The following is a 15,912-nucleotide window of genomic DNA, read 5'->3' on the forward strand; positions in this document are numbered from 1 at the left end:
TTTAAGCTTGACTAAAGAAATGAGCTAAAAATTAATCTGACTGGCCATCCCGTCGCCCTAGTTCATAAATCCCAGAACCAATACAAGCCAGTATCCCCATACTAATTGCCCAACTGCGACCTAAGCTGAGTTCTACACCCCAGTTAAATAAAGCACCTATCCCCAAAAACGGCACAATGCTAAATAATGAGGCGTAAAAAGCGTTTTGGGATTCTCTGGCTTTACGAGTCTTTTCAAATTCTGTCTGGCTAGTGTATAGCGATCGCTCGGCAAAATTAAACCAACGGTTCAACTGCTCAATTACCCATTCACTACAGGGGAAAAAACCTAAGTACATTGCTAAAGACCACAGACTAGCGCCAGCGATCGCAACGGTATCAATTTCAAACGAGAAAGGCAATATATCAGTCAACATGGCTTGGGTGCGTCCTGCGAATGGTCATCTTGGCCTTTTTTCAAGCTCCATCGACCTATTCAGCAATTTTAAGCATAAATGCTTGCACTATTTCAACTATCTAGGGCAGAAAGTCCCCGTTCACAACACAGGGGAAACACTCAGCCTCTATCTACCTTGTCTCCCGTGTCTACCCTACTGTGTACACACAAGTCGAAAATAGGCAGTATGAAACGCATCCCGCCTAGAACTAAAGTTCCAGGCTCATAGCCAAAGTCCACTCAAGTGGACTGGAATGATTTTCTTGTTGAGTCATCTTCAGATGACTTGCGCTATGAGACTCGGAATTCATTCCGAGGCGGGACATCTGCACCACACGAATATTTGTGTGTACACCGTAGCTTGTCTCCCGTGTCTCTCTAAAATTCCTGATTCTTGGGCATTACTTAAGTATATACATAAGTATGGCTAGATTTGCCATAAATCTAAACTGCCATTTTTGATGATACTGCAACTAAGCGCATATTGTAAAAATTATATTTATCAATTAAAAAATCTGCAAAATGATAAATTCCAACTATTTTTTTAATCGCAAACTCTGATAACATAAACAGTGCAATTCAAGAGCTAACATCTTGAATATCCCAGCAATATTAGAAAAATAATTATACAAAATTATGTTATCGCATGAATAGATAGTATAAAAAAATCCAATTTAAAAATTGAATTTTCTTGTAATAACTAAAGGCTAGAAATAGCTAAATTTTCAAAAAAATATAGATAATACTGTGATAATAAGGAATCAAATAATGGGTCAAAGACCAAATCAATTATTGCTTTCTGGAGCAACATTATTAGTATTGGGTTTGAGCGTTGTTGGTGTTAGCACTTTAGGCTCAAATGTCGAAACAGTTACAGCCAGAGAAGTGCAACCAAGAACAGCCGCCAGAAACAATGGTTGGTTAGCGGCTTCTTTCCCTGTAGAAAACTTTCAAGCATACACATCACCCTTTGGTTATCGCCGTTCTGCGACTGGTGGGGCGAATTGGGAATTTCACGGAGGCTTAGATATAGCCGCGCCACAGGGTAGTTATATTCGGAATTGGTGGGTAGGTAAAGTAGTTAAAGTAGGCGATCGCACCGCTTGTGGGACTCACATCGTTATAAAATCTGGTGAGTGGGAACATACCTACTGTCATCTAGAAGGCCATGTCGAAACTGCTGATGGTCGCCGCTATTTAATAGATAGGGCTGGCGGAATTTTAATTTGGGAAGGTCAAGTCATTCCCACCGGAGTCAGAATTGGTCGTGTAGGGATGACAGGACGTACCACCGGGCCGCACCTCCACTGGGGTTTGAAATATGCCAATAACTATGTAGACCCTGCATTGGTGCTAAGAGAAATGTTTACTCAGCAACAAATTGCCAGCAGAGAATCAAGAATTGTCATTCAAGAGTCCAAAAATCAGCGCGACTCTGGTTATTAAAAGACTTTTGAGAATTGGTGATGCGATCGCTCTGGCTGTATCAGTGTAAGGTAAAAAGTGGCTCCGTACATCTGAAGAGTGGAAAAATCAAAGCGACATCTTTTAAGATGTCGGGTATCTGAAGTTTGGTATAGCACTCATATTATTGGGGATTATGACATTGAAAGTCTACGTCATTAATAAATATCGTTCTTTTGATAACGCCAGTCGTACCATTGTTTAGCACTACGCACCGCAAACCACAACAGTACTAAAGCAATTATTCCCCCTTGCCACGGTGCATCAAAGGCAAACAAAACTAAGGCAATGCAGAGAGTATCTTGCAGAAAAGCCGCCCACAAAGGTAAGCCACGTAGGCGATAAAACCAACCAATCTGCACCAGTTGTAATACTAAAGCTAATAATCCACCCGTTAAAGCAATCAACCAGTCGGGTGTATCTGTAGCCGAAGCAACGGCTAAACCCATAATTGCCCCCACTATTGGAGATAACAATAGTTCAACTACCTGTATTACTCTTTGTCCCAGCAATTTTTTGCTGCCAAAAAATTCCAGTAATGACCAACTGGTAATTAAGCACAACAAAATCTTGGGGGAAATGTGAGATAAAATCGGTGTCTGCGACCACAAGTTGCTGCCCTGCAACAGTCCGATAATTAATAGAGGTATGCCTATTCTTAATCCTGCTGCCGCAGAAGCAGAAAGCATGGCAAGTATTTCAACCATGAGGGCAATTGCTAAATAAGTATTTGTTATTTATACTACCCAGTGTTGATCAAAATTACAGCACATAGAGAAATAATTTAGTACTAGTAAAACAAGGCAAAAATGAAGAGTGCTGAGTTAAAAGACTGCCCACACTTCGACAAGCTCAGTGCATCGCAAGGGGCGGGGCTTTTACTATAGTGCAGAAGTACTTCCTTCCTCTTTCTTCTTACTCAGCACTCAGTACTGAGAATGATAAAAACAAAGTCCGCCTGGGCGGACTAACACCAATTCACAACCCTAAATCCCTGTATTTGTTGCCAGAAACTAAATATCCAAACGCTGGTAAATTTCTTCTAAATGTTGGAGATGGTGTTGAGGATCAAAACACTTTTCAATTTCTGCGGGGGAGAGTTTTGCTGTGACTCGTGGATCTTGGCTAATCAAATCGTGAAAATTACCGTCTGGCTTATTCCAAGCAGTATGGGCGCTTTGCTGCACGATCGCATAAGCTTCTTCGCGGTTTAAACCTTTGTCTACTAAGGTGAGTAGTACTCTTTGACTAAAGACTACACCGCCATAACAGTTGAGATTTCGCGCCATGTTCTCTGGATACACCAGCAGATTTTTTACTAAGTCAGTGATTTCTATCAACATGAAGTGCGTTAAAATACACGCATCTGGCAACACTACCCGTTCTACAGAACTGTGGGAAATATCCCGTTCATGCCACAAAGCGACGTTTTCTAAAGTTGCACCCGCATGACTTCTGACTAAACGCGCCATCCCGGTTAATCGTTCGGAACGAATGGGATTGCGTTTGTGGGGCATCGCACTGGAACCTTTCTGCCCTTTGGCGAAAAATTCTTCTACTTCCAGAACGTCTGTTTTTTGCAGGTTGCGAATTTCGACGGCAAAACGTTCAATGGATGCGGCGAGTAATGCCAATTGCTGTACATAGTCGGCGTGGCGATCGCGGGAAATTACTTGGGTGGAAGCTGTGTCTGGTTTGAGTCCCAGTTTTTCACAGGCGATCGCTTCTACACGGGGTTCAATGTTGGCGTAAGTTCCCACCGCACCGGAAATCTTACCCACTGCAATAGTTTCCCGCAGAATTTTGAGACGTTCTTGATGGCGCAATACTTCTGCTAACCAGCCAGCTAACTTAAAACCAAAGGTAATCGGTTCGGCGTGGATACCATGCGATCGGCCAATCATCACGGTATTTTTGTGTTCCCGCGCCTTTTGGCGAATTACCTCAATCAAATCTGCCAGTCTTTGGGATATCACATCCAAGCTGGCGACTAGTTGCAATGCTAAAGCCGTATCTAGTACATCGGAACTAGTTAGACCTAAGTGAATATAACGTCCAGCCTCACCTACATATTCGTTGACGTTTGTCAAGAAAGCGATGACATCATGACGGACTTCTGCTTCAATTTCCAGAATCCGTTTCGGCTCAAAATTAGCCTTGGCTTTGATTTCCTCAACTGCACCAGAGGGAATGTAACCTAATTCAGCTTGGGCTTCGCAAGCTGCAATCTCTACCTGAAGCCAGGTTTTGAACTTATAAAATTCAGTCCACAGGTTGCCCATTTCGGGCAAGGTATAACGCTCAATCAACGTTCGCGGCAGAATACAACTGTCATATTCTACATGCTAATCAGCATCGATAGACAATAAGAAGGTGATAGGTGACACGACTCAATTCTTCATTGTTGTTGGTTTCGGACAAGCATAAGGATTGGACTTTAAAAGATTTTCCTCAGCCCCAGATACTTGAGAAATCAGGGTGACTTCACCCGCGCCATTGAAACGCCAACCATTAGCAGGTGCGATCGCCACGGTTTTTTCCATAGCAGGTGATTTAATATTTATGGGTAAATTTCGCCTAGCTGTCATTTCTCGTGTCCGAGTATCTGACCACAAAACATCACCACCCAAAAGTTCATAGGGGTTAGCAGGTAAACCACCACGTCCCGTTACCACAAATTGACTATTGTTATTTTCGTTTTCTTGTGAACAATCAGCAGCGAGTAACGTTGAACTATCAACAACACTAGTAGATAATTCACTTAACCCCTGAATCGGATCAACTTGTACTGTATTAATAGTCACATCTCCATTAATCCCCAGTTGAGAACTAGCAGTAATATCGCTAAATTGCGTATCTCGGAAGCGTGACGTAATCCCGAAAATGCTTTGTGCGGTAATATCTACTCTCCCGCCCCTACCATTAAAAGCATTGGCGCTAATATCGCTATTTTCACCAGGAATAGCAATTAAAAATTGGGTGTTGATATTGATGTTTCCACCATTACCCCCTGCATTCGCAACACCAGCATTGGCAGAAATACTACTATTATTTCGCAGCAATACAACATCTCTCACATTGAGATTAATATTTCCCCCTTCACCAGCATTTGTCCCCGTTGTAATTGTTCCTCGATTATTTAACCTTAAAAAACGAGTATTAACTGTGATGTCGCCAGCATTGGCGCGTTCTGTCCCGCGCACACGCGCAAACAAACCACTGTTAGCACCGTCATTACCAATTGAGCCAGTACCAAGTTCTGCTACGCGTGCTGCAAAAGTCGGGTCACTACCACTAATACTCACCCTATTTTTGGCTTCTAGAGTAATGTTCCCTGCATTCCCAATATTGGATGCACTGGTTAAAATTTGACCACCACTAACTAAATCAACGGTATCGGCAATAATATTAATGTTACCCCCCCTACCCCCGCTAGAACTACTAGCACTTACTAATGCTCCATCTGTTATCTGTAAACTACGAGTTTTAATATCAATATTCCCTGCTTTCCCAATTGCATTACCTACCGTGTCAGTAAATAATCCTGAAGAGAAAAATCTGAAGTCTGGGTCTGGAGAAAATGCGATTAGCTTAACTGATTCTGTTGCATTAATTTGAATGTTTCCGCCATTGCGTGAGCCGGTGGTTATAGATGAAATTGCGGCACCATTCGTTAAAGTTAGGTTTCTAGTATTAATATCAATTAGTCCAGGACTAGCCATACTATCTACAGGAGTTCCAATAAAACTCCTGTTATTCAAGAATATATTTTGAGCATTAATTATTATGTTGCCAGAAACTCCAGCATTGAATGCAGATGAGTCTAAAGAGGAGAAATCTGAAAAAATGTCTCTAGCTTGGATATTCAGGTTACTAGCATTGCCAATACTCTCCTGAGTAGCAATAGTACTTATGGCAGTGTTGGTTAACAAAACAGAATTATTAGCTGTTATAGACACTCCATTTGTATTACCTTCTCCTGAATTAATGGCATTCAATGTAGTGTCATTTAAGAAAACAGAACCAGATATTATCTTAATACCCCTTGTGTTGCCAAAACCACCACTATTAATATCACTATTGATAAAACTATTATTACTGATAGAAACAGATTCTTTTGCCTCTATAAATATTCCACCAGTACTTCCTCTACCAAAGTTACTAGCACTCAATGCGGTATTATCTAAGAATGCTGACCCAGCTTTGATATAAATACCCTCGGTATTGCCTGTAGCTGAAGAGGAAAAACTGCCCACATCACTTCTAATGAAACTATCATTCAAGAACACTGATCCAGCTTGAATATAAATACGGCCAGTATTGCCTGTTGCGGAATCACGCCTGGTGCCAAGATTATTTGTGATCGTACTCTGTGTAATATTTATTTTTCCTGTTGCTTGAATAATAATATCTCCAGCCTGATTGAAATTTCCGATCAGACCACCTGTTAGTTGACTTTTAACAATGCTTAAGTCATGGGCATTTATGCTCAAATTACCGTTGCCATTAGACCTCACATTTGCAGATCCATTAAGAATCGAAATATCGCCTCTTATTAAATTATCAGCATAACTTAAATATAGATTTTGATTATTAGTATTCAATTCTATAGTTCCTTCTCCCGCTACCGCTCCTAACTCAATTCGCCCACCTGGAGCAGACAAATTTCCGCCATCTATAGAGACATTACCACCTAATAATAATAAGCTTTGACCAGGATTAACTGATAGATTTGTATGTTGGTTAGTAATAGAAGAATTATAAATTTGATTAAATAGAAAAGCTGAAGGATTGACTGTGAGTAATGCTGGATTATTGGGGACAGAAGCACTGAATAAACCTTGATTACCAAATGCGATCGCATTTGCTGTAGTAGCAACAAATGAACCACCAACATCTAAACTAGCATTAGGGCCAAATAAGATTCCATGAGGATTCAGCAAAAATAAGTTTGGACTACCAACTACAGAAGTTTTGATTTTTCCGAAAATATCAGAACGACTTCCACCTGTTACCCGTACTAAAATATTCTGAATATTTGCACTAGGATTTATAAAATCTGCCGTGTGCATTTCAGGAATATTAAATTGCTTAAAACTATGAAAAAGGTTATTACCTGCTACAGTACCTGCCGTAATTTCCCATATCATATTATTGGGTGTAACAACAGAATTTTTAGGTAGTGTCGTATCAGGAACAATTTGAGCCTGCGTAACATTTATTGGAGTCAGACAACACCAGATTATTCCACTCACAAAACAAGATTTTAATCTGAAGCCTTTCATATTTCTGTGTGCCTGAGATAATTATTAATGTATTTCAGAGGATGTTTGAGAGCTAATTTGTAAACTAAAGTAAAATACTTACCTTGTAAGGGTTTTAGGAATTTGAGTTAATACAGCACTTATTCGCTGAAACTTAGACCTAGTAATGATTTGAGTCTCCTTAATATTTTCTTTACGAATCAGCTCTGAAAAATATTTTGCAAGTATTATGAGCCTGATGTGATTACTGAGCTTAAGTTGTGTAAGCAGAGAATAGGGAACTCGTAACAGAAAACGGCAAAAATATAGTTAGTAGGTATACTGATTTTTTTAAATCAAAATATGACTCCTATAAGTTGCCACTATATAAACAAAGTCTCTAGCACAATTTCTCTGCGAAGGTCATCTCTCACGCAACAATTGTCTCACCGCCTACGCTGACTAATAAAAATCAAAATCTTTCAACCCATACAGTTGGATTTTACTTGTGTAGTTGCGACTTTCATTGGCAAACCAAGTAATAAATTAGAATTTGTTTAAAAGTCTAATTTATGGGCAAGTTTGGGGTGAAATTTGGTAATCAATAGTGTAACCTCTAAGATTCATTGACTGTGAAGTGAGCTTTGCAAAACTCGCAGAGAAAAGTGTTTTTTGAGTTTGAGTATCTGTAACTGCGTCATCAAATTTTACGGTTGTTGTACTGCCGAAACAGGTATCAAGATTAAGAGGTAACACATCTCCTGGCTTCATTGACATAACCTTGGATTGTTGGACACTAGCACCTTGGACTATAATAGTTACTTCACCTGGCTGATTACTTGTATTTTTTATGGATGTTACTCGTATTTGACTTAGAGTACCTACTACCATGATAATGGGGGTCGGCATACTAATGCTATTTCCAATTACCATTTTTCCTAGAATCACTTCGTTCAAATTAGCTGCTAATGCAGAATTTCCGGGAACTAGTATGGTTATAGATAGAATGACGATGAAAAATAATTTCCATAGCCGATTTAACCAAACTTGCAACATATCAACTAACTCCTGAGTAACCGCAATGAATTTTGCCTATCAGTTACGAAATAATTTAATTCTTCTATATTTTGACAGCTATACTATCCACGATATTTAGCTTATTTCACGTTATTCTGTATAACTGGTTTTATATAGAACTGAGGCTGGAATTTATCCTACGGCCAAAACAGGATATTTGCTGGTTAAATTTTGTATTTTATCTACATAAAAATAATTTAAAACAAATGAACTATAGTAAATTTTCGATGGCATAAAATTAATTAAAAAAGCTCAGGAAGTAGAAGGAAAGCTAAACACAATCTATTCCTCTTACTGCCTGAGCTATTATTCTTTTATCAAAGCAAAGTATTGGTTCTTAACAATAGTTTACTTAGTGGATATTTGTACAATATCTAGTTTCTGCCGAGCCATTTTTGACTGTTCAAACGCCGCACTAAACCAAATACCAACAAATCAAGTGTAGTTTTGCGTTCGTCAATTAAGAATGATTCAAGGGTACTGGTCTTTTTGCCTTCGTTGCAGGAAAAACCTTTTTTCCCTTGAATATCTTCGTCGGGAAAATACACGTTAAATTGACGTTGACCATTTTGCCAACTGCCGATAACTTGCCAGTATTCTTCATCGGAAGGTAAGCCAGCGATGGGGAGTTTTTGTTTAGCAAAAGCTAATTGTAAATCTTGTACGCCTTCATCCGCGATCGCCTTTTGCAAAGCTGGTATGTATTCTTGCTGGATAAACTCTGCAAACGGCTTATCTTCAACGGCTGGGGCTTTCTCTTTTTTGGCGGCTTTAGCGGCGGCTGGTTTTTCTGCACCATCGGCGGCTTGAGCAGCATTAGGGTTAACTTTTGGGTTAGCTGCTTTGGGGTCTGGTGCGTTGGCAGTAGGTATATTTGTGGCTACTGGTTCACTGATGCTGGGTACTTGTTTGTCAACAGTGCTGGGAGCTACCTCTCCCGCTTGATTGTGATTGGTTTCGTCTGCCATTGCTCAGGTCAATCCTTTATCTAGCTTTGAAAGCGATCGCTCACCTTTGTGTACTAATTTATCTTGATTTTGACATATCAGAGCTAGTTGATAATCAAGAGTTAATAGTCCATAGTCAAAAGTCAATGGATGCTAGTTAAACTTTCTATATTTCTAGGGAGCAAGTGTGCTTTTAGTAGTTTAGGCGATCGCTTCCCGAATATCCCTGATCAATTCATCCATTCTGGTTTGAGTCGTATTCCAAGAACACATCAAACGCACGCCACCTACACCAATAAATGTATAAAATTGCCAATTTCTCTGTTTTAACTTTTGAATAACTGGCTGTGGTAATTTGACAAATACAGCATTAGCTTCCCTCGGTAACATAATTTCCACACCCTCTATTTGTAATAGTTGATTTTCTAAATATTCTGCACATTGGTTGGCGTGTCGTGCATTTTTGAGCCACGCACCTGTTTCGAGTAAGCCCAACCACGGCGCAGAAATAAACCGCATTTTAGAAGCTAATTGTCCTGCTTGTTTACAACGATAATCAAAATCTTCCGCTAAGGCTCGATTAAAGAAAATAATTGCTTCGCCCAAAGCCATACCATTTTTTGTCCCGCAAAAACACAACACATCTACACCACTTTTCCAAGTCATTTCTGCGGGGCTTTTATTCATTGCCGCAACAGCATTGGCAAAGCGAGCGCCATCCATGTGAACTTTTAATTGATATTTCTGAGCAACTTCTTTAATTTGCCAAAGTTCATCAATAGTATAGACTGTGCCTAATTCTGTTGATTGCGTAATACTAATAACTTTGGGTTTAGGGAAATGAATATCTGTACGCTTGGTGACAATCGCTTCGATACTTTGTGCGGTTAATTTACCATTTTCTCCTGGAGCTAGAAGCAGTTTAGAACCGTTAGAAGCAAATTCCGGCGCACCACATTCATCTGTTTCTATATGGGCTGTTTCATGACAAATCACACTATGATATGACTGACATAATGCTGCTAAAGATAAAGAATTTGCAGATGTGCCATTAAAGGTAAAAAATATCTCACAATCAATTTCAAATAATTCCCGAAAATAATCAGCCGCTTTTTGAGTCCATTCATCATTCCCATAAGCAGGCGCACTACCAATATTAGCTTGAAGCATATACTCTAGTGCTTCTGGACAAATACCAGAGTAATTATCACTAGCAAACTGTTCGGCGTTATTACTCATATTTTCTCAATAAAAAATTACTGCAATATCTACAGCAGAACTCAGGAATCAGAAGTAAGAATTAGAATGAGAATAGGCTCTATAACTAGTTTTGAAAACTCAATTGTGTACTTCACTCACTTGAAATTTGCTGTAATTTTTAGCTTTAACTATAGCAATCTTACACCCTCACACCCTCATACCCAATCTTTGTACGTAATACCAATTTAAGAAAAGAATGCGACAGATAGAAATCAGGAAAGTCTTACTGGAGCTAGATTTCTTAATTGCGTTAGAGAGCCTGCGAGCGTCATTGCGAATTGCGAATTGGTATAACTCCTAGTCATATTCCATAGTCGCAAAACAAAATCCACCTAAACAATTGTTTGGTGGATTTGTTGGTTACTTTAAGTGGATCCGAGCAGAGTCGAACTGCTGTCCAAATTGGGTATTGACCCCCCGCTCATTCACAGGTTTAGCCTTTCTGATCCTCAAGGCGGGAATCGTTCATTATCCCGAACGTAGGATGCTCTGATTAAGTCTTAGCCAGCAAGCCAACCAGAGAACACCTGCTGGAGCATCCGTTGGGGTTGGTCTCTAGTCCTTAACGGAGTCGGACTAAAGACGCTCGAACCTATAAGAGGCTATTAGGCAGCTACTAGAGCATCCTTACGAGCAAATTTTACGATGTTATTCGCATTTACTTTTTTTTGAGCCTGATATTTGCGAGAGAAGACTCACTCTCGACCTGAGTCACAGAGTAGCGTTCGCCAACCTGTCGAAACCGTTACGGACCCATCTGCTTTATATCCTTATTATAATTCGCGGTGGGGAAAATGTGTTACAAGATGACAAAGAAATATTAAACTCTCATTCTGTATCTTTAACTGTCATGAGCCAGACTACATAATTCTGACTTCTGAATTATTGTTCATCCCCATAATCTTCTACCTGTTTTACCTTGTAATTTTTCGTGAGCATCATTTAATAAAGCCGGAATATCTAAGTTTTCAGGACATCTCGGTAAACAATCACCACATTCTGTACACCGATTAGCTTTTATACCTGGGAACCAATGACCTGCATTTTCAAACATTCCATAACGATACTGCCCATAATCTGTCATATTGTATGCCACGGCTAAATTACGTAACCGCAATACTTCTGGAATATTGATATTTTCTGGACAAGGTAAACAAGCATAGCATTGACTACATTTATCAGTCCCTAAAATATTATTTTGATGATTTTCTAAGCGTTGAAAAATAGAAGTTTCTGCTGATGTTAATTCATTATTTCTATCAGCAACTTGTAAAGGTGCGATTAATTCTTCTGGCTTGGCTGCGCCGACACTCAAAGTTGTAATCCGGCTATCACTCAGCAAAAATCGATAATTTAATTCTAAGGGCGAATAGGGCTGACATAAATCTTTGAGGGTTTGGGGTGGTGTGTAGAGTTTTCCGCCTTTGTCAGCCGGGGAAATAATAAATACGCCCATATCTTTTTTTACAGCTAACTCAATTGCTGGGGCGTGACGTTGAAAAAAATAGTAATAATGTAGGTTGACAAATTCAAATAAATCTGTATTGATTGCTGCTTGAATTAGCTCTAAAGCTGCGTGGGTGGAAAAGCCAACGTGTCGCACTCGACCATCTGCAATTGCTTCTTGGACAGCTTGCATACAACCACCTTTGGCTTCCACCCACTGTAAATGCTCCCAAGTATTTAAACCGTGGATTCCTAAACAATCTACATAATCTAGATGTAATCGCGCTAAAGATTCATCAATGTACCGCCGCATACTATCAGCGTCGGCTGTTGGGGGAATTTTTGTGGTGATGTACAGTTGGGAACGCGGTAAAGACAACCCATTTTGAATCGCTTGGCCAAGATACTCCTCACTTTTGCCATAACCTCTGGCTGTTTCTATATGATTAATTCCTAGAGCTAAGGCTTGAGCGATGGTTTTCTGAGCATTTTCAGCATCAGCCAAATAGCGCATTGTCCCTAAAGAAAAAACCGAGAGGTAGAGATTTGTTTTGCCAAAGCGTCGGTATTGCATGAGTTCCAGTAACCAAATTTGAGTGCTAAATTCTGAGTATAAATACAATTAAGAGCAGTTACACTGAGAATGAAGTGTGAAAAAGAAAGCAGGAAAATTATCAGAATAAAATTCAGGAGTCAGAATCAAACTTTCTGGATTCTTCTTTAATTCTGGAACTCTTTCTTTTCCAGCACTCCGCACTCATTAATTAGCACTTTCTTTAGCTATCGCCATTACCGAAACGCTTAATCAAATCTTCAGGACGGAGATTGGAGATAAATTCACGAAACGCTTCTTGCTCTGCTTCATCAGCATCACGATCTACGGGAATTGAGGCATCAGCAACTACTTCTTCCATAACCCAAATTGGCGTATTTGTACGGAGGGCTATGGCGATCGCATCACTGGGACGTGCATCAATTTCTTTTTTGACTTCGCCTTGCTGCACAATCAAAGCTGCATAAAATGTGTCCTTCTGCAAGGAATGAATAATCACCTTTTCTAGAGTCATATTCCACGTCTCTAGAATATTTACCATTAAGTCATGAGTTAACGGTCTGGGCGGCTTTTGATTCTCCAGCGCCCCCATAATTGCCCTAGCCTGTTCTTGACCAATATAAATTGGTAAAGCACGCCGATCTGACGCATCTTTTAACAGTACAATCGGGCTACGAGTTATGGCATCTAATGCTATGCCAGCGACTTTCATTTCAATCATTGGCGAAGCCTCTACAATTCTGGGAGAGCTTGAAATATTGGTAACATTTTATACCTTTTCTGGGTGTGTAAAGAGAAGAAATAAACATAGGCAGGTTTTCTATAATTGCTTCTATTAAACTCCTAACTTGGTGTGAACACCAGAGTAAGTTAAAGGAGTCTACCTAGACAATCACCTTCTTAACCAAGTATGCCTTGAGAAAGAGGTGAATGTGTTATCAACCTTATAATAAAAACAGTCAGAAATTATACTTAAAATGTCTTGCATTCTTGTAAGAAATACCAGTTGATTTTCGGCAAAATTAGGCAATAAATAGAGTTAGTTTCACAGAACAGCCGTGTTTACAGGATTAGTCCAAAGTTTAGGAACAATCAAACCCCTAGGGGGCGATTCTTGGCAAATTACTTGTGTGAGTCAGTCATCTAATGTAATTATGCAGGATTTAGCTTACGGTGACAGCGTGGCTGTAGATGGGGTTTGCTTAACTGTTGAAGAAATTTTAAAAGATGGGTTTATAGCCACAGCTTCTCCAGAAACGCTGCGTCGCACTACACTAGGTCTAGAAGAAACAAAACAGAGTTATGTGAATTTAGAAGCTTCGCTGCGGGTGGGTAGTAAAGTCGGCGGTCATTTTGTCATGGGTCATGTAGACGGTGTAGGTCGATTACTTACAGCCCAACAGACGGTGACTTCTTGGGAAATGACATTTACTGCACCTGAAGCGATCGCGCGGTATATTGTCCCTAAAGGTAGCATTGCGGTCAATGGCATCAGTCTCACAGTAGCTGCCTACGAACCAGAACTGTCGCAATTTACTGTAGCTGTTATTCCCCTCACCTACGCTGACACCAATCTCCGCTATCTTGTCTCTGGCAGTTGGGTAAATTTAGAAGGAGATATTCTCGGCAAGTACGTGGAAAAATTTCTTTACCCTGGCAAAAAACAGTCAACATCATCCGATGAGACTGGATTTAATGAAATTACCCCAACATTCTTAGCAGAACACGGATATTTGTAAAAGTCTGAAGTATGAAGTGTGAAGTATGAAATTGATTTTTCAGACTTCATACTTCAGCCTTCATACTTATTAACTTCCTGAATCGCCACCTACTTGGGCTGTGCGAATGGAGTTTAACAACTGACTCAGACCTGCTTGTAATTGTCCATTGGGATCAACAGCCACCCATCCATCCTGGGTCAATTGACGCGCTTCAAAGTGTAGGTGTGGCCCTGTAGAGTTGCCTGTACTACCAACTCTGCCAATTACCATTCCTGATTCCACAACTTGTCCAGGTTGGACAAAGATTTCGGACATGTGACCGTAAAGGGTTTGCTGGGCGGAATTATGATTCAAAATCACTGTCAAGCCATAACCACCAACCCAACCAGCTGTCTCTACCTGACCTTTAGCGGCGGCGAGAATTGGTGTACCCATCGGTGCACCTAAATCTGTACCCGCATGGAAACGGCGATTGCCCGTAATGGGGTGAATTCGCCAGCCAAACAACGATGTAATTGTGGCTGGAATAGACAGGGGATAGCTAATACCTGTACCACCACGATAGGCAATGGTATTTGTAAAGGGAATTTGGGGCAGAACTGAGGCTAAAGGAATATCGTAAGCCACAGTACTAACACGGGGTGCTAAGTTCCCTTCAATTGTTGGTGGGGCTAAAGCACCGGCGCTGGGTGCAACGGGTGTGGCGCTGACTTTGGTTGCACCAAAATCGTTGGGATTAGGAATAAACCGATTAGGACTAAAGGCTGTCTTAACTTCCCCACCATAAGCAACACGGGTTGTAGGGGTGTTACCCGTACTATTGATAGGCCGCGCTAAGGGCGCAGTAGCTAACTGAGCATTTTGGCTTTTTTTCAGCCAATTGGGGGCGGGTTTACTCTCAGAAGCGACACGCTGATTACCAGCAGGTTGAGCTTGGTTACAAAAACCGAGGGATATAGCTTGTCCTGATGGCAAAATTGTGCGACAACCACTAGAACGTTCTGTGATGATTACAGAATTGGGGGCTTGATAAGTATTTGTCGCCTCAGTGCCGTAATTGTTGGAGTCAATGTAGGCGTTGTTAGAATCTTTAACTTTTCCAGTCGTGGCTTCAACTGTGCTGTTAGAGTTATTCACCGGTTGAGCGACTTTTGGAAGTGTTTCTGGTATGGTGCGCGGCGCTACTGGTTTAACTACCTCTTCTCTAGCACTGGCACTTGGTTGAGTGACTTCCAGCTTGGGTTTAGCGGTGCGGACGCTGGATGGTTTCGGCTGTGCAGTTGGTGTTGGGGTGCGTTCCTGCCGAGTTGTAAAAACTGGCTCAACGGCTGCTTCAGCTTGCGGTTTCGACTGTCTAACAGGCTCTTTGGATTGTGCAACCTCTGGTTTGCGGAGTCTTTGGTTGAGGTTAGCTCGTCTTTGAGAAAATTCCGCCTGCGCCTTGGGGGCTGCTGGGATAACAATATCTTTTTTGATGAAATTTGTTTTAGCTGTTGGTTGGGAATTTTCTACAGGAACAATGTTATCGATGGATGTTTCTGTTTGGGCAAAAACGAAGCCACCACTAAGCAGGCTAAAGCTACTTAGTAAACAGAGACTCTGGGCTGGCAGGGTAGATACAAAACGTTTTTTGGTCATACCTTGCTGGTTCGAGCCTTGGGAGTGATTATGGGCAGATGTATTGCGCTGCGTCATTAGTTCTCTCAGTTATTTTAAATTTGCCTCAAGAGATGATGCCAGTGGTTTGTCTTGCCCAAAGAGCTAAA

13 protein-coding genes and 1 other RNA gene are annotated in these 15,912 nt (G+C 40.7%); 2 read left to right on the forward strand and 12 right to left on the reverse strand.

The genetic code is table 11. The features are described from left to right. Positions 1–31: 31 nt before the first annotated feature. Positions 32–415 (reverse strand): hypothetical protein, encoded by a 384-nt coding sequence (locus H6G77_RS00450; RefSeq protein ID WP_190870561.1) that lies wholly within the window; start codon positions 413–415, stop codon positions 32–34. 788 nt (positions 416–1,203) lie between these two features. Between H6G77_RS00450 and H6G77_RS00455 the strand changes: the two genes are divergently transcribed. Next, the gene (locus H6G77_RS00455; RefSeq protein WP_190591501.1) at positions 1,204–1,881 is read left to right on the forward strand and encodes a M23 family metallopeptidase; all 678 of its coding nucleotides are present in this window, start codon (positions 1,204–1,206) and stop codon (positions 1,879–1,881) included. 176 nt (positions 1,882–2,057) lie between these two features. On the opposite strand, the gene H6G77_RS00460 is transcribed toward H6G77_RS00455, so the two are convergent. From H6G77_RS00460 to H6G77_RS00500, 10 genes are all read right to left on the reverse strand, one after another. Then, entirely contained in the window at positions 2,058–2,606 is a 549-nt protein-coding gene (locus tag H6G77_RS00460) for a DUF4126 domain-containing protein (protein WP_190591500.1), read from the reverse strand. Positions 2,607–2,912: 306 nt separating this feature from the next. Next, the gene (gene purB / locus H6G77_RS00465) at positions 2,913–4,208 is read right to left on the reverse strand and encodes an adenylosuccinate lyase (protein ID WP_190591499.1); all 1,296 of its coding nucleotides are present in this window, start codon (positions 4,206–4,208) and stop codon (positions 2,913–2,915) included. An 81-nt stretch (positions 4,209–4,289) separates the two neighbouring features. Beyond that, positions 4,290–7,184 (reverse strand): filamentous hemagglutinin N-terminal domain-containing protein, encoded by a 2,895-nt coding sequence (locus tag H6G77_RS00470; protein ID WP_190870562.1) that lies wholly within the window; start codon positions 7,182–7,184, stop codon positions 4,290–4,292. A 528-nt stretch (positions 7,185–7,712) separates the two neighbouring features. Beyond that, complete coding sequence (locus H6G77_RS00475) at positions 7,713–8,198, reverse strand: hypothetical protein (protein WP_190591497.1); 486 nt, start codon at positions 8,196–8,198, stop codon at positions 7,713–7,715. Between the two features lie 395 nt (positions 8,199–8,593). Then, positions 8,594–9,187: a DUF2996 domain-containing protein gene (locus tag H6G77_RS00480; RefSeq protein ID WP_190591496.1), complete on the reverse strand. Its 594-nt coding sequence runs from the start codon at positions 9,185–9,187 to the stop codon at positions 8,594–8,596. 3 nt (positions 9,188–9,190) lie between these two features. Further along, positions 9,191–9,313, reverse strand: coding sequence for a hypothetical protein (locus H6G77_RS36130; protein WP_277877277.1), 123 nt, complete (start codon positions 9,311–9,313; stop codon positions 9,191–9,193). A gap of 54 nt (positions 9,314–9,367) precedes the next feature. After that, entirely contained in the window at positions 9,368–10,405 is a 1,038-nt protein-coding gene (locus tag H6G77_RS00485; RefSeq protein WP_190870563.1) for a low specificity L-threonine aldolase, read from the reverse strand. A 388-nt stretch (positions 10,406–10,793) separates the two neighbouring features. Beyond that, positions 10,794–11,181, reverse strand: a transfer-messenger RNA (tmRNA) gene (gene ssrA / locus H6G77_RS00490). Between the two features lie 134 nt (positions 11,182–11,315). Beyond that, on the reverse strand, positions 11,316–12,446 hold the full coding sequence (locus H6G77_RS00495) for an aldo/keto reductase (protein WP_190870564.1): 1,131 nt from the start codon (positions 12,444–12,446) through the stop codon (positions 11,316–11,318). A gap of 202 nt (positions 12,447–12,648) precedes the next feature. Then, positions 12,649–13,146, reverse strand: a complete 498-nt coding sequence (locus tag H6G77_RS00500; RefSeq protein WP_062294732.1) for a bifunctional nuclease family protein — start codon at positions 13,144–13,146, stop codon at positions 12,649–12,651. Positions 13,147–13,483: 337 nt separating this feature from the next. Here H6G77_RS00500 and H6G77_RS00505 point away from each other — a divergent pair, with 337 nt between their 5' ends. Beyond that, a complete protein-coding gene (locus H6G77_RS00505; RefSeq protein WP_190591493.1) occupies positions 13,484–14,164 on the forward strand; it encodes a riboflavin synthase in 681 nt (226 codons plus the stop codon). Between the two features lie 69 nt (positions 14,165–14,233). Here the strand turns inward: H6G77_RS00505 and H6G77_RS00510 are convergent, their stop codons facing one another. Next, on the reverse strand, positions 14,234–15,841 hold the full coding sequence (locus H6G77_RS00510) for a M23 family metallopeptidase (RefSeq protein WP_190591492.1): 1,608 nt from the start codon (positions 15,839–15,841) through the stop codon (positions 14,234–14,236). Between the last annotated feature and the right edge of the window lie 71 nt (positions 15,842–15,912).

Origin of the sequence: Aulosira sp. FACHB-615, assembly GCF_014698045.1 — a bacterium.
Lineage (GTDB): Bacteria > Cyanobacteriota > Cyanobacteriia > Cyanobacteriales > Nostocaceae > Nostoc_B.